This is a genomic window from Nocardioides houyundeii (assembly GCF_002865585.1).
Taxonomy (GTDB): Bacteria; Actinomycetota; Actinomycetes; order Propionibacteriales; family Nocardioidaceae; genus Nocardioides; species Nocardioides houyundeii.
On record NZ_CP025581.1, the window covers coordinates 3,718,447 to 3,736,723 of the forward strand.

Sequence of the window (18,277 nt, forward strand, 5' to 3'; positions counted from 1 at the left end):
TCTTACGGTGGTGCCATGACAAAAGAGCCCAACACCCTGGGCGAGTACCTGCGGGCACGGCGCGGACTCGTGACGCCCCAGCAGGCGGGCATCCCGGAGGTCGGGGTGCGGCGGGTGCCGGGGCTGCGCCGCGAGGAGGTCGCGATGCTGGCCGGCCTCAGCGCCGACTACTACCTGCGTCTGGAGCGCGGGCGCGACCGCAACCCCTCGGTGCAGGTGCTGGAGTCCATCGCCCGAGTGCTGCGCCTCGACGACGACCACGTCGCCTACCTCATGACCCTGGTCGGTGACCGGAAGCGGCGCAGCCGGCGGCAGGCACGCACCGAGACGGTGCCGCCGGGCGTCGCCAAGCTCGTGGCGGGCCTCCCGCACCCCGCCTTCATCGAGGGCCGCTACTTCGACGTCCTGGTCTCCAACGCCTTGGCCGTGGCTCTCTCCCCGCGTCTGGCTGTCGGTCGCAACCAGCTCAAGGACATGTTCCTGGACCCCGAGGAGCAGGCCTTCCACCCCAACTGGCAGGGCTCGACGGAGTGCCTGATCGGCAACCTGCGCCAGTCCGTGGGCACCGACATCGACGACCCGCGGTTCATCGAGCTCACCGGCGAGCTGTCGCTGGCCAGTCCTCGTTTCCGCGAGCTGTGGGCCCGTCACGACGTGAAGGGCCAGTGGGGCGCGCCCATGGAGTTCGACCATCCGCAGGTGGGCGAGATGACGCTGAACCGCGAGCGGCTCGCGGTCGGCGGCACCGACGGCCTCCACCTGGTGGTCTATCACCCGGACGCCGGGAGCGAGGCCGCCGACAAGCTGGCGCTGCTCGCCTCCGCCGCCCTACCCACGGTCGAGGCGGAGCCCATGCCAGAGCGGCACAACCCGACCCCACCAGGGCGACGCTGACCCGTCCGATCTCCCGGGACGGTCAGCCCTGGCGGATCCGCTCGCGGGCCCGGCTCACGAGGTCGGCGAGCACCAGCCCGTACGTCGGCCCGCCACTGAGGCCGTAGGCGTCCAGGCGTCCGGCGGCCCGCTCGACCAGGCGCTCGGCGCCGACCTGGTTGCCGCGAGCCGCATGGGTCAGTCCGACGCAGAGCTGGGCGAGCCCTTGCCACAGCTCACGTTCCTCGGCCGGGCAGCTCTTCCACCGGACCTCCAGCGCCTCGTGCGCGGCGAAGGGCCGACCCTCCTGCAGCAGCGAGCGGGCCAGGTCCAGGGTCTCGTCGGGAGGCAGGGGCGTCTCGTCGATGGGCTCGACGCCCTGCTCGCCGTAGGGCAGCGGACGGCCCAGGGCGTCACGCGGACGGGCCTGCCGGGCGCGGCCCTCCTCGTCGCGGTCCCGGTCACCGGACGGCGTGGGCGCGAACGGGTCCTCAGGCATGCCGTCACCCTACGGGGGGCCGCGCGCATCAGCGCCTGCCGGTTTCACCTCAGTAGGGTGACCGGGTGACCGGGCTGCCGATCAGGGTTCTGCTCGATGTCGACACCGGCATCGACGACGCGTTGGCGCTGCTGTACGCGACGGCGACGCCGCGGCTCGACGTTGTCGGGGTGTCCGCAGTCGTGGGAAACGTGCCGGTCGACGTGGGTGCTCGCAACGCCGCCAAGGTGTTGGCGGCGGTCGGCGAGACAGAAGTCCCCGTGGTGCAAGGGGCGGCCTTCACGACCCAGGGACGTGGTGCCCGGCGCGGGCCGACGAACCACGGTCCCGACGGCCTGGGGGGTGTGAGTCTGGCCGGCCCGTTCCGCGAGCCGGGCAGCGACCCCCTGGCCCTGCTCGATCGGCTGACGTCTGATCATCCGATCACGGTGGCGGCGTGCGCGCCCCTGACGAACGTCGCCCAGCTCGCCCGCCGCAAGGGGGTGGGACGGATCGTCCTGGTCGGTGGTGAGCTGCTCGTCGAGGACGAGCTCGAGTTCAACATCGGGCACGATCCGGTGGCTGCCGCCGCGGTGCTCGCCACCGAGGTGCCGACCACGGTCTATCCGGTGGACCTGTTCGACCGGATCGTCGTCTCACCGTCGCTCGTCAGGCGGCTGCAGGATGCGACCACCGCTGCGGCCCAGCTGGCTGGCGAACTGCTCCGCGTCCGGCGCGACCACATGCTGGGGGACGCCGGAGCGTTGGTGTTCCTGGCTCATCCTGAGCTGTTCGAGGTCACCAGGGCTCGGATGGCGGTCACGGCTGGACGCTTGACTCCGGTGGAGCAACCGGAGCTCGGGTCCGTCGTCGACGTGGTCACGTCGGCCGACGCCGACGCCGTGGTGGCGGCGTTCGTCGAGGCCGTCGTACAGCCACGTCACTGCCCTGAATGACGCGAGGCAGGGCCGCACGGGTGGCCCTGGACGGGAGACAGACCATGACCAAGTACGCCATCTACTTCCACCAGCAATGGGTCGGTGACCACTCCGAGGAGTGGTTTCGCAGCCGCGTCCAGCCGTCCACAGCTGTCGTCGAGGAGATGAAGGAGGCAGGGGTCTTGTTGTTTGCCGGTGGCCTGGTGGAGGACATGTCGCAGGCGTTCAGCGCCGATGGCACCAGCGGCACCATGGTGGTGACTGACGGCCCCTACACCGAGACCACGGAGCATCTCGGCGGGCTGACCATCATCGAGGTTCCGGACGTCGAGGAGGCGCGGAAGTGGGCTGCCAAGATCGCCGAGGGGTGTGGATGGCCCCAAGAGGTCCGCGAGGTCATGTAGCGGGGTGCCTTCCGCTTCGCGGCGCTCTCCGGATCCACGCGTCCGGCTCGCGGCGCTAAGACGCACCCGCCACAACGATGGCTCTGGTGGTCGCGATGGGGTTCGTGAATGCTGGGTGGATGCTCGTCATCGGAGTCGTGTGCTCGTGGTGATGGCACTCGCGTTGGCTGTCGCCGGCCTCGCCGGCCTCGGGGATCGCCGGCGCGGGCATGGCTTCTCCTGCGTCGTTCTGGCCGGGATCTTCTTCCCGATGACCTGGACCGTCCGGTATGTGATGGATGAGCGCCCGTATCAGCGGTGTCGTCGCGCGACGGCCGGGCGTTCGCGGCGGGAAGGCCGGGCCAAAGGGTTCTGCCGGGTGGTCTACTCGGCGTTGGCGTCGTAGCTGGCCTGGTTTCGCTCGATCTCCGGGTTATGGTCCACGGCCCACTCGGCGAGGGTCACGGCGGGCTCGATCAGCGTCCGGCCGGTCGCGGTGAGCTCGTACTCAACCCGCGGCGGGACTTCGGCGTAGACAGTGCGGGACACCAGGCCGTCGCGCTCCAGGCTACGGACGGTCCGGGTCAGCATCCGCTGCGAAATGCCCGGGATCCGGGTCTGCAGCTCGGAGAACCGCAGTGCCGGTCCGTCCAACGTGGCCACGACCAGCAAGGACCACTTGTCCCCGATCCGATCGAGGACTCCGCGGATCGCCCGTCCGCCGTCGCCCCGGATCAGGCAGGTCTTCTCGTACTTCGACACGGACTTCCCTGTTCCTCACTCACACCGGTGTGCCTTTTGTAGGCGATCCTGAAGTTACCCATGATGGGGCCTGTTACCGACGATAACCAAGGAGTCCGTCATGGAGACCGCGTACTGGATCATCGCTGTGCTGCTCGCCGCGTTCTATGCGTACGCCGGGTCGCTGAAGATCGTTCGTAGCCAGGAGCAGTTGCAGCCAATGATGGGCTGGGCCGGGACCGACGTATCGATGGGAGTCGTGCGGTTCATCGGCACCGTCGAGGTCCTCGGCGCCCTCGGCCTCGTGCTGCCGCCGCTCACCGGCGTGGCGCCCGGGCTTGCGATGGCGGCCGCGATCGGGCTGACGGTGCTCCAGGTGCTGGCCATGCGCGTGCACCTGGGCCGAGGCGAGAAGCGGGAGTCGGTGATGAACGTGGTGTTGGTCGGCCTCGGCGCCGTCGCAGCGTGGCTGGCGACCTCGCTCTGACTCCGGCCAGGAGGAGTCCTCGGCTCATCGATCCCGCGAGATCGACGTCCGCTCGCGACGGTAAGACGCACATTTACAAGGCGCAGAAGTTGGGCCGCCCCTAACATCGATCGATGTCAAAGAGACAGATCATCGTGCATCTGCCAGCGGATATACCGGATGACGACCACGCGGAACTCGCGAACGCTCTGTGGGCGGTTGCAGCTGGAGCGTCTTCGATCGAGGTTGTGGCTCCAGACGCCGACGCCGTCAACGAGGCAATGGATCGCATCTGGAAGTCTGCTCCGGAGTTCACCTCCAAGGGATGGACCCGAGGCTCCCAGCACCCCCGCCGCTAACGCGGGGGATGACGTGTCCGGTCTTCGCGCGCATCGCGGCAGATCCGGATGCTTGCGATCAGTCGCCCTCGACCGTGACAGTTCCGTCCCACGTCGCCCGACGCAGGCGTGCCACCAGGTAGTCGGTGAGGGACTGGGCCAACTCGATAATCAACGGATCGTCGAGGAGACCGGACACAACCTCGATCTCGTCGACGACGGCCTCGCACCGAGGACGGTTGAGCACAACTGGCTCGGGATCGTCCAGCAGTGGCAACGCGTGCAGTTCGTACGCCCGCGCGATGTAGGTGAGCCGCTGAAACAGCCTGTCTGAAATCCACAGTGCGTCATCGTCGTCCGGGCTGACCTCGAAGACCCCGACGACTCCGTCGTCGTGCGAGTAGGTGTCCGGGTCGAGGCGATCAGCGAAGCGGTCGATGGGCACCTTGGCATCATTGCAGCGCGGGTGCCATCCATCCGCTCATCGGCAGATGAGTGCGTCCCACTGGCGGGGGAGTGACGCAGACTTCGCGTGCTGAACGGCCATGCCTGCGTCCGCCGAGGGGAGACTGGCTACCGCCCCACGTCACCACGATTCGGGAGCGCACTCCTCCTCACTTCATGCCACTATGAGGCGCCCGTCCAGCCGAGGAACTCGAGGTCCCCATGGCGCGCTACGAGGTCAACGAAGCAGCGGTCGCGAAGGCGCGCGACCTGATCGCCGCCCGGCAGTACGTGCTCGACAACGAGTGGGGCGACGTACAACCGGACGCGGACGCCAGCAACGCCTTCCTCGAGCGGCACGGGTGGGAGGACTACGCCGCCTGGCACCTCGGCCTCAAGGTCGGCGCCAAGGACGGGACGAAGGCGCGCTACGCGTTCGTCTACGGCGACCTCCGCCGCGTCCACCGCAGCGGCCTGATCGCCTGCATCTACCGAGCGGCGGAGTGGCGGCACAAGCAGGTCGAGACCGCGGCCAACGACCTGCTCCAGGAGCTCGACAAGGCCGCGGGCATCGAATAGTCAGCCGTTGGCCGCCTCCCCCGATCGCGTCCAGCTCGGTGACGCAAGGCGTCACGGCCTCCGCCACCGGCGATCGAGACGTCACCCTCGCCCGCGGCCTCGCGCGCCTGGTCGAGCGAGACCGCGATGTCAGCGGTGACGATTCCCATGACCGAACGCTAGGCAAGTACGGCGGCCGGCACCAGACCGATTCCCGCCGCCTTGCGATGCACCTGCGCCCCTGGGGAGCGCCCTACCGATCTGCGGGTCAGGCGGTGACGTTCGGATCGGCGTCCGACGAGACGTCGTCCTGCGGGCTGGTGTTGTCGACGCCACCGAGCTCACGCAGGAGCTCGTGGCACCGCATCGCCCGCTGTGAGTCCTGCTCCATCACCTCGGCGAAGAACTGAGCGATGTCGTCCCGTCCGGCGTTCTTGGCGTCGCGGACGTACTGGCCGTAGTCGTGACCAGCCTTGAGGGAGTGGTACTGCAGCGAGATGAGGTCGTAGGTGACGTCGTCGAACCCGGTCTCTCCAGTAGCCATCTCGAAGTCCTTTCTCCTCGGGGAATCGTCCCGCTTCCGTACCCCGCATCCGGGCACACATTCGTCGCAGAAGGCGACGTTCAGTCGCCCCGGTCAGCAGGCGGGCACCGTCCACCAGGCCGGCGCCCCGGCGGCGCGTCCGCAGTCAGCCAGGATCCACGGCGCGTAGCGCACCTTGGGCGAACACCACCGACGCCTCCACCGGGAGCGCGGTCGAGGTGACGATCGACAGGTCGCCGCCTGCCGGGTCCCAGGCCACCAGTCGGAAGCCGTCGACCCGGCGTCCGATGGCGGCGACCCGCAGCAGGACCGTCCCGTCGTCGGCCAGCGCGACGGGGCCCAGCCCCCAGTTGCTGTAGTTGCCCTCGTAGTCCAGCACCGGGAGTCGGAACTGCGGGGTCAGCGTCTGGCGGTCGGCGACCACCACCGAGAACGCCTGATCGTCGTCCGTCGTGCCGACCACGGTGTCCTCGTCGGCCTGGATCCGCAGGAGGCGGCCGGTCCGGTCCATGCTCACCTCGCGTGGAGTGCCTCCGGCGTAGTCAGTAAGCACGTTGGGCTCGGCGAAGTCGGCGCTGGACAGCCAGTCGCCGGCGGGGTCCAGCGTCGTGGACATCCCCGTGGGGAGGGACATCTCCTCCGCCTCGCCGGAGTCGATCGCCACGGCGTAGGTCTGCGGGCCGCTGCTGAACAGCAGCGTCTCCTCGTCGAGCAACATCCACCCGGCGTCGTCCCGGGGCTCGAACCCCGCGGGCGGCTCCAGCGTCCGGCTGCTGCCGGTGGCGAGGTCGTGCACCGTCACGCCGATGTCGTACACCCCGACCCTGTCGTCGTAGCCGTAGTAGACCGCGAGCCGGGTGCCCTGGGGGCTGAGGGACACCACGGGGAACCTTCCGTCGATCGGCACCGTGCGCCACTCGCCGCCAGTGCCGAGCACCTGGGCCAGGCCGTCCTGCTCGACCGCCAGGACCGCGGAGCCGACCGGGTCGTCACTCAGGGCCGGGGACGAGGTGGGCGGGTCGATCACCTCCGGGAGCGCGGGAGCGATCCGGTCCGGAGCAGCGGGCAGCTGGTCGACGTCGCGTGGGTCCCACTGCGGCCACACCTTCTCCTGCGGGCCGCTGGCCTCGGCCGACGGCGCACTCGTCGGGTTCTGGGCGGTCGGTGGGGCAGGTGCAACCCTGTCCCCGCGGTCGGCGACCTGGATGCCGACGACGACCGTCGCGACCAGGGCTGAGGTGACGACCGCGGCGGCCGCCCCCCGACGGCGGGTACGGCGACGTCGCGCGGTCTGTAGCGCCGCGTGCTCGAGGCGAGGACTCTCGATGCGGTCCGTGGCGCGGGTCAACAGCTCGTGGAACTCACTCATGGGGTCCTCCGGTCAGGTCGAGCAGCTCCGGCGCGCCGGTGCGCAGGCGGGCCAGGGCGGCGGCGTTCTGGCTCTTGACGGTGCCGATGCTGACGCCGAGGATCTCGGCCGTCTCGCGCTCGGACAGGTCGTCGAGGTGCCGCAGCACCAGCACCGCCCGCTGGGCCGGGGTGAGCCGCATCAGGGCCCGCCGGATGACCAGACCTGTGACCGGATCGCTGCTGACCTCCTCGTGCGCCGAGTCGTCGGGCACCGCGCCGGTCGTCTCGCGGCGCCGCCGCCACCAGCTCACGTTGTCGTGCACGACGATCCTGCGGGCGTACGCCGTCGGGTTGCCGTTCCGGAGCCTGGCCAGCGCAGCGCCACTTTCACCAGCGCCTCCTGGACCAGGTCCTGCGCGCAGTGCAGGTCCCCGGTCAACAGGTACGCCGAGCGCAGCAGGGACCGCTGGCACCCGGCCGCCCACTCGGTGAACTCCTGATCATCCACGCGCTGCTCCGCCTCGGTCGGGACCCCTGTCCGTGGAACCTGTCACCTTCGGAACGCTTCTGCTACCCGCCTAGGTTGGCGCGACCTCCACGGCTAGAAGTCGATGCGCATCACGACGCGGCGGGGTGTGGGTCTGCTGACCTCTCGGAGCCCGGCGGCAGCGAACGTGTCGTAGGTGCCGACGTGGAGCTCTTCCGCGATAGCGCCGGCAGTGGTGCGAACCGGATAGCTCTCGAGGGCCCGGGCGCCGCCTGCTCGGGCGAAGTCCACGGCGGCTCGGGCCAACGCGCGGCTCACCCCACGGCGTCGGCACCCGGCCCGAGTGAAGAGACAGGTCACCGCCCACACATGCTCGTCGTCGGGATCCTCCGAGCGACCAAGCCACGGCACCTTGTAGGCGCGCGCCAAGCCGTCGTACCTGGAGCGCGGCTCGACCGCGCACCAGCCGACCGGCTCGTCGGCGAGGTAGGCCACCAGACCACTGGTCGCGCTGGATCCAGGGTCACCGCAGTTGGTCTGCTCACGCAGACGATCCGCGCGCACTTCGGCCGGCACCGAGGCGAACGACTCGCGCGGCGCGAGCTTGTACCGCTGGCACTGGCACCGCGACGCCGCGCCTCGCGTTCCGAAGACCGCCTCCAGGTCCTCGCAGCGTGCTTCGTTGGCGGGCACTACGGCAACGTCGGCGTCCACCCTGGCAATCCTGTCACCGCTCAGCGCGCCCCGCCATCGTCAGTGCGTCGGTCAGCACAGGGACTTCACGATCGGGGCCCCTACGTTCAGTCGGGCTGAGCGTCAGGACGCCGTGGAACGTGATGATGCCTTCGGATCCGCCTTCATCGACAAGCCTGCACATCGGATGCAACCCTCCTCGACGTAGGTGCGTCCAGGCAATGACAACTACCTACGGGGGCAGAACATGAACGCCAGCACCACCTTGATGGGCACGTCCTTCGCCGCGGCCGCACTGCTCGCGGTCACGCTCGTGCCGGCCGCCACGGCGGGTGCCGCCACGGCCGTCGGGAGCGAGGAGCGGGGCGCCGTGGCGCGGACCAAGCTCACGTTCACGGTCGAGGACTGCGAGGGCTGCGAGCTCCAGCTGAGCAGCGCGCTCGGCACCATCGCCCAGGCCAACGCCGGCAAGGTCGACATCTGGAGCTCCAAGACCCGCACCGTCTCTGACGGCTCGGTCACCCTCAACGTCGCCACCAAGCGCACCCGGGGCCTGTCGGTCGCGGTCCGCGCGCCGTGGGAGGGGTTCACCGGCTACCGCACGACCGTGGCCTGGCGCTACGGCGGCATGGCGCAGGGCGACCCGGTCACCCTGGAGCAGGCCGTCACCAAGAAGAGGGCCTCCGCCTGCTGGGAGGGCGTGCGGAGCCGCAAGGTCACCGTGCCGCTGGTCGTGGCGAAGGTCCGCGTCGACGGAGTGAAGAAGAGAGTTAACGGCAGCATCGCGTTCGTGCCGACCACGCAGAGCTGGCTGCGTCCGATGCGCGAGGTCTGGGACGGAGTCCTGGGCTCCCAGGACGTCAACATCTGCCACTGAGCCGGGAGGCTGGCTGGAGCGGACGCGAGGATTTGAACCTCGACCCCTTCCCTGGAAGGGAAGCGTGCTGCAACTACACCACGTCCGCGAAGCCAGCCTCTGACGAGCCCGGCGCACCAAAGTATGGACCAACCTCGGGCCGCCCGGGCGTCAGGGGCCCCGGGGACGATCCTCGTCACCGGGTGCCGAGATCGCTACTGTCCTCGCATGGCGATTCGTGGGCGCGTGCTGGCCGGTCAGTACGTGGACGCCACGATCACGCTCAGCCTCAAGGGTGACCTCGGGCTCCACCTGGGCCTGCGGAGGCTGCCGAGGCTGACCTCGGCCGAGGTGGCTCGGTGGGAGCGCATCGAGCGCGACCGGCAGCCACGGCCGGGATACGACGTACTGCCGGACTGGGTCCGCAGCTGCGCGCTCGCGGTGCGGGACGCCGCCCGCGGCCAGCGGCACACCGTCCGGGTCGAGTGGAACGAGGGCGAGCCGTCGATCATCGAGCTGCCCACCAGGTTCTTCATCCACTTCGCGGTGCTGCTCCAGGACCGCGAGGTCGGCTCCGCGGCGCGGCCCACCAGCGCCGTGGTCACCGGCTCGGCGCCGCCGCTCGACCCGGTGGCGCAGATCGAGCGGCTGGCCACGCTCCGCGACCAGGGCGTCCTGACCGAGGCGGAGTTCGTCGCGAAGAAGACCGAGCTGCTGGCCCGGGTCTGAGCCTCACACCCGCTCGAGCAACCGCTCCGACTCCACGACCGCCATCGACAGCGTCCGATAGCCGAAGTACCTCTCCGCGGCCGCCAGCAGCTCGTCGCCCGTCACAGCGTCACGGTCTGACCACGTCGTACCGTCTGCACCCGGTCGCCGTACCCCGCCTGCTGGGTACGCCGTTCGAAGTCCGCCAGCGGGGAGCGGAAGACCCCGTAGTCGTCGTAGTGCACCGGGATCGCCGTCTTCGGCTGCACCCGCTGCAGGAAGTCCATCCCCTGCACGTCGTCCATGGTCACGGTGTGGAACAGCACCCGGGTGCCGCCCAGGTGGACGACGGCGACGTCGATCTCGGGATGCCGACGGGCGATCTCGCTCAGGTGGTCCCCGGTGAGGGTGTCGCCGCTGACGTAGACCCGGCGGCTCACCTCGCCGCCGACCCGGTGGGTGAGCAGGCTGCCCATCACCGGCGGCAGCAGCGCCCCCATCACCCCGCGGGCGTGGATCCCGGGCAGCGACTCCACCGTGAGGGTCTCCCCGTCGCGGGTCAGGGTCTGGGACTCCCAGGTGCGCAGCCCGCGGGCGTCGAAGTCCCAGCTACGCAGCTTGCGCGCCGCCTTCTCGGTGGTCAGCACCGGCTGCGTCCGGGCCAGCTCGTGCCGCGCGATCCGGTCGAAGTGGTCCCCGTGCAGGTGCGAGAGGACCACCGCGTCCAGCGGCGGCAGGTCGCCGGGCTGCATCGTCGGCTCCGTGAGGCGCTTGCTCCATAGGCCCTTGCCCAGGTAGGCGCGCTGCCCCTGGTGCAGGAAGTTGGGGTCGGTGAGCAGGGTGAAGGAGCCGAGCCGGATCAGGGTGGTGGCGGTGCCGATGAACGTCAGCGTGTCCATGGCGCGCCCCGTACCCAGCAACGCGCCCGGCATGACCTCGGCGGGCCTAGGAATCTGGTGACCTCTCCCGGTGCTGGCTGCGATAGGCGCTCGGGGTGAAGCCGAGCACGGAGCGGAAGTCGCCGGCCAGGTGAGCCTGGTCGGCATACCCGAGGTCGGCGGCGACCGCGGCGAGGTCGGTAGTCGGCTCGCTGCGCAGCAGCTCGACGGCCTCCTGGAGGCGGCGCCGCCGGATCATCGCGGCCGGCGACAGGCCGACGTACTGGACGGCGAGGCGCTGCGCGGTGCGCACCGAGACCCCCAGGTGCTCGGCCACCTGCTCCACCCGCACCACCTCGGGGTCGGAGTCGATGAGGTCCGTCATCGCGTTGGCCAGCAGCGCCGCCTCGTCGGTCCCCGCCAGGCTCGGTCCCCGGTCGACCAGCCAGCCGGTGAAGGCGGCGACCGCGCGATCGCGTCGGTCCTCGGGCGGCTGGCCGCTGATCATGGCGGCGACCACGGGCGCGTGCAGGTCCGGCAGGTCCAGCCTCAGGTAGTCGTCGCGCACGGCTCCCGGAGCGTCCGTGACCAGTCGTACGGCGGCCGGCCGCAGCAGCGCCCCCACCGCCCAGCCGCGGCCGGTCAGGTCGCGGTGGGAGGCGCGCGTGGTGGGACCCGCGAGCGCCACGAACCCCGGCTCGACCACCAGGTTGCTGGCGGGGAACGAGATCACGTGCTGCCGCGAGCTCCGACCCGGCGCCAGGTCCCACTCGGGGATCCAGAACCACCGCACCAGGTGTGCCACGCTCTCCGGCGGCGACAGCCGGTGGAACGACGGCAGGGACGCCGGATACAGCACTCCCCGGCCGTCGTGCTGCGGGTCCTCCACAGGCTTTTCCACAGCTCTGAGCCTAGGGCGTCTCTCGAGAGACCCGTTGTCGCAAATCTCCAAGCCGGAGAGGGTGGGGCGTCCCTAGCGTCGGGGGCATGACTTCCAGTGACCAGACCCAGCAGGACACCACACCCCGGGCTGCGCACGGCACGCACACCGACCACGGGATCCCGCACGGCTCGACCAGCATCACGCCGTTCCTCTGCGTCCCGGACGCTCGCGGGGCCATCGACTTCTACCGTGACGTCTTCGGCGCCCGCGTCGTGGACGTGACCGAGATGGGCGGCCAGGTCGCGCACGCGGTCCTCGACTTCGGCCACGGCATGCTGCAGCTCGGCGAGCCGGCACCGGACTACCACCTGGTGGCACCGCCCGAGGGCGACGACGACTGCTACTCGATGGGGCTCTACTGCGCCGACGTCGACGCCGTGGTCGCCCGGGCCGAGGCCGCCGGCGCGGTGCTCCGTGAGCCGCTGAGCACCTTCGTCTCCGGCGACCGGTTCGCCAGCATCCGGGACCCGTTCGGGGTGCGGTGGTCGGTGCTGACCCGGGTAGAGGACCTCTCCGAGGACGAGAGCGCGGCGCGGGTTGCGGAGTGGGCGGCGCAGCAGGCGAGGGGAAGTGAAAGCACCGTTTCATCGGCTTGATGGGTGCGTTCACATCCCGCCACGTGGCTCGGTTGGACGTTCGGGCACCCTCGGTACATGTACGTGGTGATCACCCCCACCACAGCGAAGGACCCACCATGACGCCATTCGACGAGCGACTCGCCCGTTCCGCACCCCAGCTGCCTGCCGACACGACAGAGCTCGACCGCGAGCTCGGGCTGGTCATCGCGGCGGCCGAGGAGCAAGCGACCCGGCGCCGCACCCGGCGTACCTGGGTGGGGGTCGCCGCCTTGGTGGCTGTCGGAGCGACCGGCGTCGGCGGGGCGGCCGCGGCCGGCAACCTGACGTGGTTCGACGGAGCCTGGTCTCGTGGCACGGTGACCACGTCGACGGGCGCGGAGTGCGACGTGATGTTCGACGCCAAGCCGCTGGTGGACCCCGCCCACCCAGTCGCAGCCCCGGCCCGGGCTGCCGCTGTGACCGCGGCGCGGGACTTCCTCGCCGCGCTGGACCTGGCGAGCATCGACCTCGAGGCGGCGATCCGCGACCTGCCGCCCAGGAGCACGGTCGACGCCGAGGCGGGCTCGGCGCAGAGCGTCGAGGACCACGAGACCCTGGCACTGATGGCCGCGGTCGAGGAGCGGGTCACGACGGAGCTCGTCCGTCAGGAGCTGCCCGCGCATGCCGTCAGCATCTGGATGGGCTCCGCCTGCGCGGACGGCGAGTGATGCGTGCCGCTGAGACCGCCGCGGCACGGGCCGCACTGCGGGACGCATCCAAGGACCTCCTGGCCTACTTCGTGCGCAGGGTGACGACGCCCGAGGACGCCGCCGACCTCCTCGGCGAGACGATGCTGACCGCCTGGAGCCGCATCGACAAGCTGCCCGAGACACCCGAACGGCAGCGCATGTGGTTGTTCGTGATCGCAGCGCACACCCTGAGCAACCACCGCCGCACGGCTCAACGCCGACTCGGGCTCACCGAGCGGCTGCGCACGGTGCTGTCCACCGCGGCCGGCCCCGCGGACACCGAGGGGTCGTACGCCGTTCGTGACGCCGTGCTCCGCCTGCACGAGGCGCAGCGGGAGCTGGTGATGCTGGTGCACTGGGAAGGGTTCACGCTCGTGGAGGCTGCCGAGCTGCTCGGGCTCAACGCCTCAACCGCGCGCAGTCGCTACGCGGCCGCGCGCGCCGCGCTCCGGGAGGCGCTCGTGGAGGCGTTCTGAGAAGTTCCCCAATTTGTGTGAACATGTGTTCGAATAGGCGCCTAGAACTGTCGGTGGCTGACTCTAGGTTTGAGTCATGACCTGGTCCGCGACCCCCACCGAGACCCATCCGGTGCTGGGCTGCGCGGCGGTGGTGACCCGGGCCGTGGAGTCCGTCGCGGACGTCGAGCCGGTCTTCATGAGCACCGGCGACAAGGAGCGGGCGCTGGTCGAGCTGGCCCGGGCGCGCGACCTGGTGGATGCGCTCTGGCTCCGAGTGGTCGACTCCGCCGACGACGTCGCCGAGCTCTCCGGCGCCAAGGACGTCGCTGCGTGGCTGGCCGCCAACGCGAAGGTCGACCGCGGGGTCGCCGTGGGCGCCCAGCGGCTCGCGGCCTCCCTGGACGGGGACTGGCGGGCCACCGGTACGGCGGTGCATGCGGGCCGGGTCTCCGTCGCACAGGCCCGAGTGATCACCCGGTGTCTCGACGACCTGGTGGCCGCGGGGCGGGAGCACCCCGAGTGCGCCGTGTCGTCCGAGGTGCTGCACCGGGCGGAGGCCACACTGGTCGAGCTGGCACGGGACCACTCCCCTTCCGAGCTGCGCCGACTCGGGGAGAAGATCCTCTCCGTCGTAGCACCCGAGGTCGCGGACGAGGCTGAACGACGTCAGCTCGAGGCTGCGGAGCGGAAGGCCTCGTCGGCGACCCGGTTCTTCGTCCGCCGCCGCGGCGACGGGTCCTCCGACGTCTCGGCCCGGATCCCCGACGCCGTCGCGGCCCGGCTGAAGACCTACCTCGACGCGTTCACCTCCCCCCGCACCGACCAAGGGCCCCGCAGCGCGGTGCTCGATCCGGCGACCGGCACCAAGCTGCCGTTCGACCGGCTCCAGGGGGAGGCGTTCTGCGCCCTGCCGGAGTGCCTGCCCGCCGACGTGATGCCGCTGCACGGGGGATCGGCCACGTCGGTGGTGGTGACCATCGACTTCGAGAAGCTGCGCGACGGCGTCGGCGAGGGCGTGACCCTGGACGGCACCCGGGTCACCGCCGAGCACGCCCGCAAGCTGGCCTGCAACGCCGGCATCATCCCGGCGGTCCTCGGGACGGACTCCGAGGTGCTGGACCTGGGTCGGCGCAGCCGGTTCTTCACCAAGGCGCAGCGCCTCAAGGAGGCACTGGAGCACCCCAGCTGCCGGGCCGACGGCTGCTCGGTCCCCGCGACGTTCTGCGAGGCGCACCACTGGCGCACCCCGTGGAGCAAGGGCGGCACCAGCGACCGCGGCGACATCAAGCTGCTCTGTCCCTGGCACCACCATCGGGCGCACGACACCAGCTACCTGACCAAGCACCACCCCGACGGCAGTGTCCGGTTCCACAAGCGGCGGTAGGCCGGACCAACCGAGGCCAGCCGGACTCATGCCCCGGCCCATTCCCCGCCGGCCCCCAGCGGAGAAGCCCCAGCCGGTGAAGCTTGGCATTCCGGAGATCCGATGGACAGTAGGTGCTCTGCTGGACACGTAGGGGTTGAAACCCACCGAAGGAGACCCCGTGGACCTCGACGACCTGCTTGCCCGTGCGGCACCTCCCCTGGCAGCGCGCACCCCAGCCCTCGATGACGACCTGCGCGGGCTCGTGCGCGAGAGCGAGCCGCGGGCACGTGCGACCAGGCGGCTCCGCCTGGCGGTCAGCGCGGGCGTGGCAGCGAGCGTCATCGGCATCGGGGTCGCCGGCGCGGCCGTGGCGATGAACCACGGAGCGCTGTGGTTCACCACCACCAGCTCCGGAGACGCCTGCGAGATGGAGTTCGACGTGCAGCCGGTGGGCCCGCAAGAGTCCGCCAGTGGCGAGCCCGCCACCATCCTCCAGGGGCGAACGGCGTGGCCGAGCCAAGCGGAGCAGGAGCGGGTCGCCGAGGAAGCCCGCGCCTTCCTGTCCTCCTACGACTTCGACGCCGTCGACCGTGAGGCCGCGATGAAGGAGTTCGACGCCGAGCAACGGCGCATCATCGCGCGGGCCGCTCCCGGCGAGGCCCAGCCTTTGCTGATCGGGGACGACCTCGAGATGCATGCGGTGTCGCGCGGGGTTCTCCAGGACCTGGGCGCTCATCTCGAAGGTCTGGGGCTGGACCCGTTCGTCGTGAACGTCGGCGTCGGCAGCTCCATCGGGTGCACCGAATGAGCGCCGACTCCCTGCGAGCGGCACTCGAGGCGACCGCCGCGGACCTGTTGGCCTACTTCGAGCGCCGGGTGCTGGTCCGGGAGGACGCGGCCGACCTCCTGGCCGAGGTCATGCTGCAGGCGTGGAGGCGGGTCGACCAGCTGCCCGAGGCCGCGGAGCGACGGCGGATGTGGCTGTTCACCATCGCCGCCCACGTGCTTTCCAACCAACGCCGGGCGTCACGGCGTCGTACCGCGCTCGCCGAACGGGTGAGGCACCACCTGACGGAGTCGCACGTCCCGGACCACGCCGAGGCGCTCTCAGTGCAAGCCGCCGTGCGTGACCTGGCGGTCGCGCATCGGGAGCTGATCATGCTGGTCCACTGGGACGGGCTGTCCCTGGCCCAGGCGGCTGAGCTGCTCGGCCTGAACCCGTCCACGGCCCGCAGCCGGTATTCGGCTGCTCGGTCGACACTGCGTGAGGCGCTGGCAGAGACTGCCGAGGGCGCCGCCGTCGCCGCGCCAGCGGTGGCCCGGGGCACCGCCGCTGGCTGATCGATGCGCCCGGGGATGCGACCAAGGGACGCGACGAGGGGATGCGACCATGGGCCGATGCGCGTCGCGCGCCTCGATCACGTCAGGTCTCGCGGTCAGGCCCCGTGGTCAGGCCCCGTGGTCAGGCCCCGTGGGTCAGGCGCCGCACCCGCACGAGCCGCAGGCGCCGCCGCACGCCGAGGCGGTGCGCTCCTCGGGCGTCTCGTTCTCGTGGTCGCGCGCGTAGTTGAGCGCGGAGAGGTAGACCGCCGTCGGCTGCGCGCCGCCCACGCCGTACTTGCGGTCGATCACCAGGTACGGCGCCTCGGCGAAGCCGATCTGCGCGGCCGTGGCCTCGTCCACGCGTACGTCGTACCCGTGCTCGTCGGAGTCGAGCAGGGCCTCGGCGGCCGCCGGGTCCAGCCCCGCCTCACCCGCCAGGCGCAGCAGCACGGCCCGGTCGGTGGAGGACTCCTCCTCGGTGACGAAGGACTTCATCATCAGCTCGCGGGCGACGTCGCCGCGGCCGGTCGTGCCGGCGAGGTGCAGCAGCCGGTGCGCGTCGTACGTGCTGGGCCGGTCCACCTGGTAGGAGTGCCAGACGATCTGCACGTCGTCGGAGTGCTCCCACTCCGCCAGCGCGGACTCCCAGGCGACCTTGGCGAGATAGCTGTCGAGATGGGCCACGTCGGCCCAGATGTCGATGATCACCCCAGAACGGTACGCCGGACCTCCTCGTCGGGGCTGATCGAAGCCGGCTGCAGCCGCACCGGCAGGCGCGAGTAGCCGCGCAGGATGCGGGTGGTGCGGCGCCGGGCGCCCGGTACGACGGCCAGGTCGGGGAACCGGTCGAACAGCACCCGCAGCCCGACCTCGCCCTCCATCCGGGCCAGGGTCGCGCCCAGGCAGTGGTGCCGGCCGGAGGAGAACGACTGGTGCTCCCGGGCGTTGGCGCGCGCGACGTCGAACCGATCGGGGTCCTCGAAGATCTTGGGGTCGCGGTTGGCGCCGGCGAGCAGGGTGGTGACCAGGGTGCCCGAGCGGATCCGGCGGCCCGCGATCTCGGTGTCCTCGGCGGCCTGCCGGGCGGTGAGCAGCACCGGCGGGTCCAGTCGCAGCACCTCCTCGACCGTGTTGGGCCACAGCTCCGGTTCGCGTCGCAGCCGCTCCAGCTGGTCGGGGTTCTCGTGCAGCAGCCGCACCCCGTTGCCGAGCAGGTTGACCGTGGTCTCGAAGCCAGCCACCAGGACCAGGCCGGCGGTGGCGCGCAGCTCCTCCTCGCTCAGCCCGACGCCGTCCTCCTGGGCCCGGAGCAGCTGGCTCATCAGGTCCTGGCCGGGGTGACGCCGCAGCTCGGCCAGGTGGCTGGTGAGCCAGGCGTCGAACTCCCGCAGCGCCTTGTCGACCGTGCGGAACTCGTGCCAGGACAGACCCAGGTCGAGGCTGGCGGCGGCCGCGGAGCCAAGCTCCAGCACCCGCGGGCGGTCCGCCTCGGGGACGCCGAGCACCTCGCTGATCACCGTCACCGGCAGCTGGCTGCAGTAGGCCGGGACCAGGTCGACGGGCCGGGTCGGGTCGAGCTGGTCGAGCAGGCCGTGGGCGATCTGCTCCACCCGGCCGCGCAGCTGCTCCACCGCGCGCCCGGTGAAGACCCGGGTGACCAGCCGGCGGTAGCGGGTGTGGTCGGGCGGCTCGGTCACCAGCAGCGAGGGCGGCCGGACCGGGTGCATCACGTCGGGGGTGGACCACACCAGCAGCTTGCGGAGCGGGCCGCGGGACGGCTCGGGCAGGCCGGTGACGAAGTACCGGCTGGTCAGCACCTCCTTGACCACGGCGTGGTCGGCGGTCATGTGCGCCAGCCCCGCCCGGTGCAGCGGCCCGGAGGCACGCACCTGCTCGATGACGTCCCAGAGCTCGTCCTCGCCCTGCTCGGCGCCGGCCACCACCAGCTGGCCCTGCAGGTCGCCGCGACGGGCCGCCGTCCGCATCACGAAGCGCGGCAGCCCGTGGGCGACCGCCCAGTGCACGGGGGTCCGCACCCGGTTCAGCACGGGGGTCCGCACCCGATCCAGCACGGGGGTCCGCACCCGATCTAGCACTGTGGTCCTGGCCCGATCCAGCACAGCTGCTCCTGGGGATGTCGTGTGGC

Annotated in this window: 25 protein-coding genes and 1 tRNA gene; 13 read left to right on the forward strand and 13 right to left on the reverse strand. The window is 70.9% G+C overall.

Features of this window, described 5'->3' with window-relative positions; translation table 11 throughout:
- Nucleotides 1-15: 15 nt before the first annotated feature.
- The gene (locus C0R66_RS17835) at nt 16-894 is read left to right on the forward strand and encodes a helix-turn-helix domain-containing protein (RefSeq protein ID WP_101525837.1); all 879 of its coding nucleotides are present in this window, start codon (nt 16-18) and stop codon (nt 892-894) included.
- Between the two features lie 22 nt (nt 895-916).
- On the opposite strand, the gene C0R66_RS17840 is transcribed toward C0R66_RS17835, so the two are convergent.
- The gene (locus tag C0R66_RS17840; RefSeq protein WP_101525838.1) at nt 917-1,372 is read right to left on the reverse strand and encodes a DUF309 domain-containing protein; all 456 of its coding nucleotides are present in this window, start codon (nt 1,370-1,372) and stop codon (nt 917-919) included.
- Between the two features lie 65 nt (nt 1,373-1,437).
- Here C0R66_RS17840 and C0R66_RS17845 point away from each other — a divergent pair, with 65 nt between their 5' ends.
- Both C0R66_RS17845 and C0R66_RS17850 read left to right on the forward strand, forming a co-directional pair.
- Entirely contained in the window at nt 1,438-2,307 is an 870-nt protein-coding gene (locus C0R66_RS17845) for a nucleoside hydrolase (RefSeq protein WP_101525839.1), read from the forward strand.
- Nucleotides 2,304-2,693: a YciI family protein gene (locus C0R66_RS17850; protein ID WP_241901509.1), complete on the forward strand. Its 390-nt coding sequence runs from the start codon at nt 2,304-2,306 to the stop codon at nt 2,691-2,693. Before C0R66_RS17845 ends, C0R66_RS17850 begins: the two co-directional genes overlap by 4 nt.
- A gap of 363 nt (nt 2,694-3,056) precedes the next feature.
- On the opposite strand, the gene C0R66_RS17860 is transcribed toward C0R66_RS17850, so the two are convergent.
- Nucleotides 3,057-3,434 carry a winged helix-turn-helix transcriptional regulator gene (locus C0R66_RS17860; protein ID WP_101525841.1) on the reverse strand — a complete coding sequence of 126 codons (378 nt, stop codon included), beginning with the start codon at nt 3,432-3,434 and terminating at the stop codon, nt 3,057-3,059.
- A 100-nt stretch (nt 3,435-3,534) separates the two neighbouring features.
- Here C0R66_RS17860 and C0R66_RS17865 point away from each other — a divergent pair, with 100 nt between their 5' ends.
- Nucleotides 3,535-3,900 (forward strand): DoxX family protein, encoded by a 366-nt coding sequence (locus C0R66_RS17865; RefSeq protein ID WP_101525842.1) that lies wholly within the window; start codon nt 3,535-3,537, stop codon nt 3,898-3,900.
- A 396-nt stretch (nt 3,901-4,296) separates the two neighbouring features.
- On the opposite strand, the gene C0R66_RS17870 is transcribed toward C0R66_RS17865, so the two are convergent.
- A complete protein-coding gene (locus C0R66_RS17870; RefSeq protein ID WP_101525843.1) occupies nt 4,297-4,662 on the reverse strand; it encodes a hypothetical protein in 366 nt (121 codons plus the stop codon).
- Between the two features lie 221 nt (nt 4,663-4,883).
- Here C0R66_RS17870 and C0R66_RS17875 point away from each other — a divergent pair, with 221 nt between their 5' ends.
- Nucleotides 4,884-5,240 (forward strand): hypothetical protein, encoded by a 357-nt coding sequence (locus C0R66_RS17875; RefSeq protein ID WP_101525844.1) that lies wholly within the window; start codon nt 4,884-4,886, stop codon nt 5,238-5,240.
- Nucleotides 5,241-5,487: 247 nt separating this feature from the next.
- On the opposite strand, the gene C0R66_RS17880 is transcribed toward C0R66_RS17875, so the two are convergent.
- The 5 genes from C0R66_RS17880 to C0R66_RS17895 all read right to left on the reverse strand — a co-directional run bounded on the left by C0R66_RS17880 (nt 5,488) and on the right by C0R66_RS17895 (nt 8,314).
- Nucleotides 5,488-5,763 carry an acyl carrier protein gene (locus C0R66_RS17880; RefSeq protein WP_101525845.1) on the reverse strand — a complete coding sequence of 92 codons (276 nt, stop codon included), beginning with the start codon at nt 5,761-5,763 and terminating at the stop codon, nt 5,488-5,490.
- 145 nt (nt 5,764-5,908) lie between these two features.
- On the reverse strand, nt 5,909-7,132 hold the full coding sequence (locus C0R66_RS17885; RefSeq protein WP_101525846.1) for a protein kinase family protein: 1,224 nt from the start codon (nt 7,130-7,132) through the stop codon (nt 5,909-5,911).
- Nucleotides 7,125-7,436: a sigma-70 family RNA polymerase sigma factor gene (locus C0R66_RS19745; RefSeq protein WP_241901510.1), complete on the reverse strand. Its 312-nt coding sequence runs from the start codon at nt 7,434-7,436 to the stop codon at nt 7,125-7,127. The genes C0R66_RS17885 and C0R66_RS19745 overlap by 8 nt, the downstream gene beginning before the upstream one ends.
- Nucleotides 7,421-7,621 carry a SigE family RNA polymerase sigma factor gene (locus C0R66_RS19750; protein WP_241901511.1) on the reverse strand — a complete coding sequence of 67 codons (201 nt, stop codon included), beginning with the start codon at nt 7,619-7,621 and terminating at the stop codon, nt 7,421-7,423. The genes C0R66_RS19745 and C0R66_RS19750 overlap by 16 nt, the downstream gene beginning before the upstream one ends.
- Before the next feature lie 93 nt (nt 7,622-7,714).
- Nucleotides 7,715-8,314, reverse strand: coding sequence for a GNAT family N-acetyltransferase (locus C0R66_RS17895; RefSeq protein WP_101525847.1), 600 nt, complete (start codon nt 8,312-8,314; stop codon nt 7,715-7,717).
- Nucleotides 8,315-8,540: 226 nt separating this feature from the next.
- Here C0R66_RS17895 and C0R66_RS17900 point away from each other — a divergent pair, with 226 nt between their 5' ends.
- Entirely contained in the window at nt 8,541-9,170 is a 630-nt protein-coding gene (locus C0R66_RS17900; protein WP_101525848.1) for a hypothetical protein, read from the forward strand.
- A gap of 14 nt (nt 9,171-9,184) precedes the next feature.
- Here C0R66_RS17900 and C0R66_RS17905 read toward each other — a convergent pair.
- Nucleotides 9,185-9,258, reverse strand: a tRNA-Gly gene (locus C0R66_RS17905).
- Nucleotides 9,259-9,377: 119 nt separating this feature from the next.
- On the opposite strand from C0R66_RS17905, the gene C0R66_RS17910 reads away from it, so the two are divergent.
- Nucleotides 9,378-9,878 carry an SHOCT domain-containing protein gene (locus C0R66_RS17910; protein ID WP_158648126.1) on the forward strand — a complete coding sequence of 167 codons (501 nt, stop codon included), beginning with the start codon at nt 9,378-9,380 and terminating at the stop codon, nt 9,876-9,878.
- Between the two features lie 101 nt (nt 9,879-9,979).
- Here the strand turns inward: C0R66_RS17910 and C0R66_RS17915 are convergent, their stop codons facing one another.
- Nucleotides 9,980-10,756, reverse strand: coding sequence for an MBL fold metallo-hydrolase (locus tag C0R66_RS17915; RefSeq protein WP_101525849.1), 777 nt, complete (start codon nt 10,754-10,756; stop codon nt 9,980-9,982).
- A 46-nt stretch (nt 10,757-10,802) separates the two neighbouring features.
- Entirely contained in the window at nt 10,803-11,636 is an 834-nt protein-coding gene (locus tag C0R66_RS17920; RefSeq protein ID WP_199286740.1) for a helix-turn-helix domain-containing protein, read from the reverse strand.
- Nucleotides 11,637-11,722: 86 nt separating this feature from the next.
- Between C0R66_RS17920 and C0R66_RS17925 the strand changes: the two genes are divergently transcribed.
- The 6 genes from C0R66_RS17925 to C0R66_RS17950 all read left to right on the forward strand — a co-directional run bounded on the left by C0R66_RS17925 (nt 11,723) and on the right by C0R66_RS17950 (nt 16,149).
- Nucleotides 11,723-12,274, forward strand: coding sequence for a VOC family protein (locus tag C0R66_RS17925; RefSeq protein WP_101525851.1), 552 nt, complete (start codon nt 11,723-11,725; stop codon nt 12,272-12,274).
- Nucleotides 12,275-12,372: 98 nt separating this feature from the next.
- A complete protein-coding gene (locus C0R66_RS17930; protein WP_101525852.1) occupies nt 12,373-12,963 on the forward strand; it encodes a hypothetical protein in 591 nt (196 codons plus the stop codon).
- Nucleotides 12,963-13,460 (forward strand): RNA polymerase sigma factor, encoded by a 498-nt coding sequence (locus C0R66_RS17935; RefSeq protein ID WP_101525853.1) that lies wholly within the window; start codon nt 12,963-12,965, stop codon nt 13,458-13,460. Before C0R66_RS17930 ends, C0R66_RS17935 begins: the two co-directional genes overlap by 1 nt.
- Nucleotides 13,461-13,536: 76 nt before the next feature.
- Nucleotides 13,537-14,826, forward strand: a complete 1,290-nt coding sequence (locus C0R66_RS17940) for an HNH endonuclease signature motif containing protein (protein ID WP_101525854.1) — start codon at nt 13,537-13,539, stop codon at nt 14,824-14,826.
- A gap of 160 nt (nt 14,827-14,986) precedes the next feature.
- On the forward strand, nt 14,987-15,616 hold the full coding sequence (locus C0R66_RS17945; protein ID WP_101525855.1) for a hypothetical protein: 630 nt from the start codon (nt 14,987-14,989) through the stop codon (nt 15,614-15,616).
- Nucleotides 15,613-16,149 (forward strand): RNA polymerase sigma factor, encoded by a 537-nt coding sequence (locus C0R66_RS17950; RefSeq protein ID WP_101525856.1) that lies wholly within the window; start codon nt 15,613-15,615, stop codon nt 16,147-16,149. Before C0R66_RS17945 ends, C0R66_RS17950 begins: the two co-directional genes overlap by 4 nt.
- 135 nt (nt 16,150-16,284) lie before the next feature.
- Here C0R66_RS17950 and C0R66_RS17955 read toward each other — a convergent pair whose 3' ends face one another.
- Nucleotides 16,285-16,839, reverse strand: coding sequence for a DsbA family oxidoreductase (locus C0R66_RS17955; RefSeq protein ID WP_114423552.1), 555 nt, complete (start codon nt 16,837-16,839; stop codon nt 16,285-16,287).
- Nucleotides 16,836-18,215 carry a cytochrome P450 gene (locus tag C0R66_RS17960; protein ID WP_240311746.1) on the reverse strand — a complete coding sequence of 460 codons (1,380 nt, stop codon included), beginning with the start codon at nt 18,213-18,215 and terminating at the stop codon, nt 16,836-16,838. Before C0R66_RS17960 ends, C0R66_RS17955 begins: the two co-directional genes overlap by 4 nt.
- Nucleotides 18,216-18,277 lie beyond the last annotated feature (62 nt).

Bases quoted from the DNA above. Each gene is read 5' to 3' on its own strand.
- C0R66_RS17835 (WP_101525837.1), top strand. From the start codon at position 16: ATGACAAAAGAGCCCAACACCCTGGGCGAGTACCTGCGGGCACGGCGC.
- C0R66_RS17840 (WP_101525838.1), bottom strand. From the start codon at position 1,372: ATGCCTGAGGACCCGTTCGCGCCCACGCCGTCCGGTGACCGGGACCGC.
- C0R66_RS17850 (WP_241901509.1), top strand. From the start codon at position 2,304: ATGACGCGAGGCAGGGCCGCACGGGTGGCCCTGGACGGGAGACAGACC.
- C0R66_RS17865 (WP_101525842.1), top strand. From the start codon at position 3,535: ATGGAGACCGCGTACTGGATCATCGCTGTGCTGCTCGCCGCGTTCTAT.
- C0R66_RS17875 (WP_101525844.1), top strand. From the start codon at position 4,884: ATGGCGCGCTACGAGGTCAACGAAGCAGCGGTCGCGAAGGCGCGCGAC.
- C0R66_RS17880 (WP_101525845.1), bottom strand. From the start codon at position 5,763: ATGGCTACTGGAGAGACCGGGTTCGACGACGTCACCTACGACCTCATC.
- C0R66_RS17885 (WP_101525846.1), bottom strand. From the start codon at position 7,132: ATGAGTGAGTTCCACGAGCTGTTGACCCGCGCCACGGACCGCATCGAG.
- C0R66_RS17900 (WP_101525848.1), top strand. From the start codon at position 8,541: ATGAACGCCAGCACCACCTTGATGGGCACGTCCTTCGCCGCGGCCGCA.
- C0R66_RS17910 (WP_158648126.1), top strand. From the start codon at position 9,378: ATGGCGATTCGTGGGCGCGTGCTGGCCGGTCAGTACGTGGACGCCACG.
- C0R66_RS17915 (WP_101525849.1), bottom strand. From the start codon at position 10,756: ATGGACACGCTGACGTTCATCGGCACCGCCACCACCCTGATCCGGCTC.
- C0R66_RS17925 (WP_101525851.1), top strand. From the start codon at position 11,723: ATGACTTCCAGTGACCAGACCCAGCAGGACACCACACCCCGGGCTGCG.
- C0R66_RS17930 (WP_101525852.1), top strand. From the start codon at position 12,373: ATGACGCCATTCGACGAGCGACTCGCCCGTTCCGCACCCCAGCTGCCT.
- C0R66_RS17935 (WP_101525853.1), top strand. From the start codon at position 12,963: ATGCGTGCCGCTGAGACCGCCGCGGCACGGGCCGCACTGCGGGACGCA.
- C0R66_RS17940 (WP_101525854.1), top strand. From the start codon at position 13,537: ATGACCTGGTCCGCGACCCCCACCGAGACCCATCCGGTGCTGGGCTGC.
- C0R66_RS17950 (WP_101525856.1), top strand. From the start codon at position 15,613: ATGAGCGCCGACTCCCTGCGAGCGGCACTCGAGGCGACCGCCGCGGAC.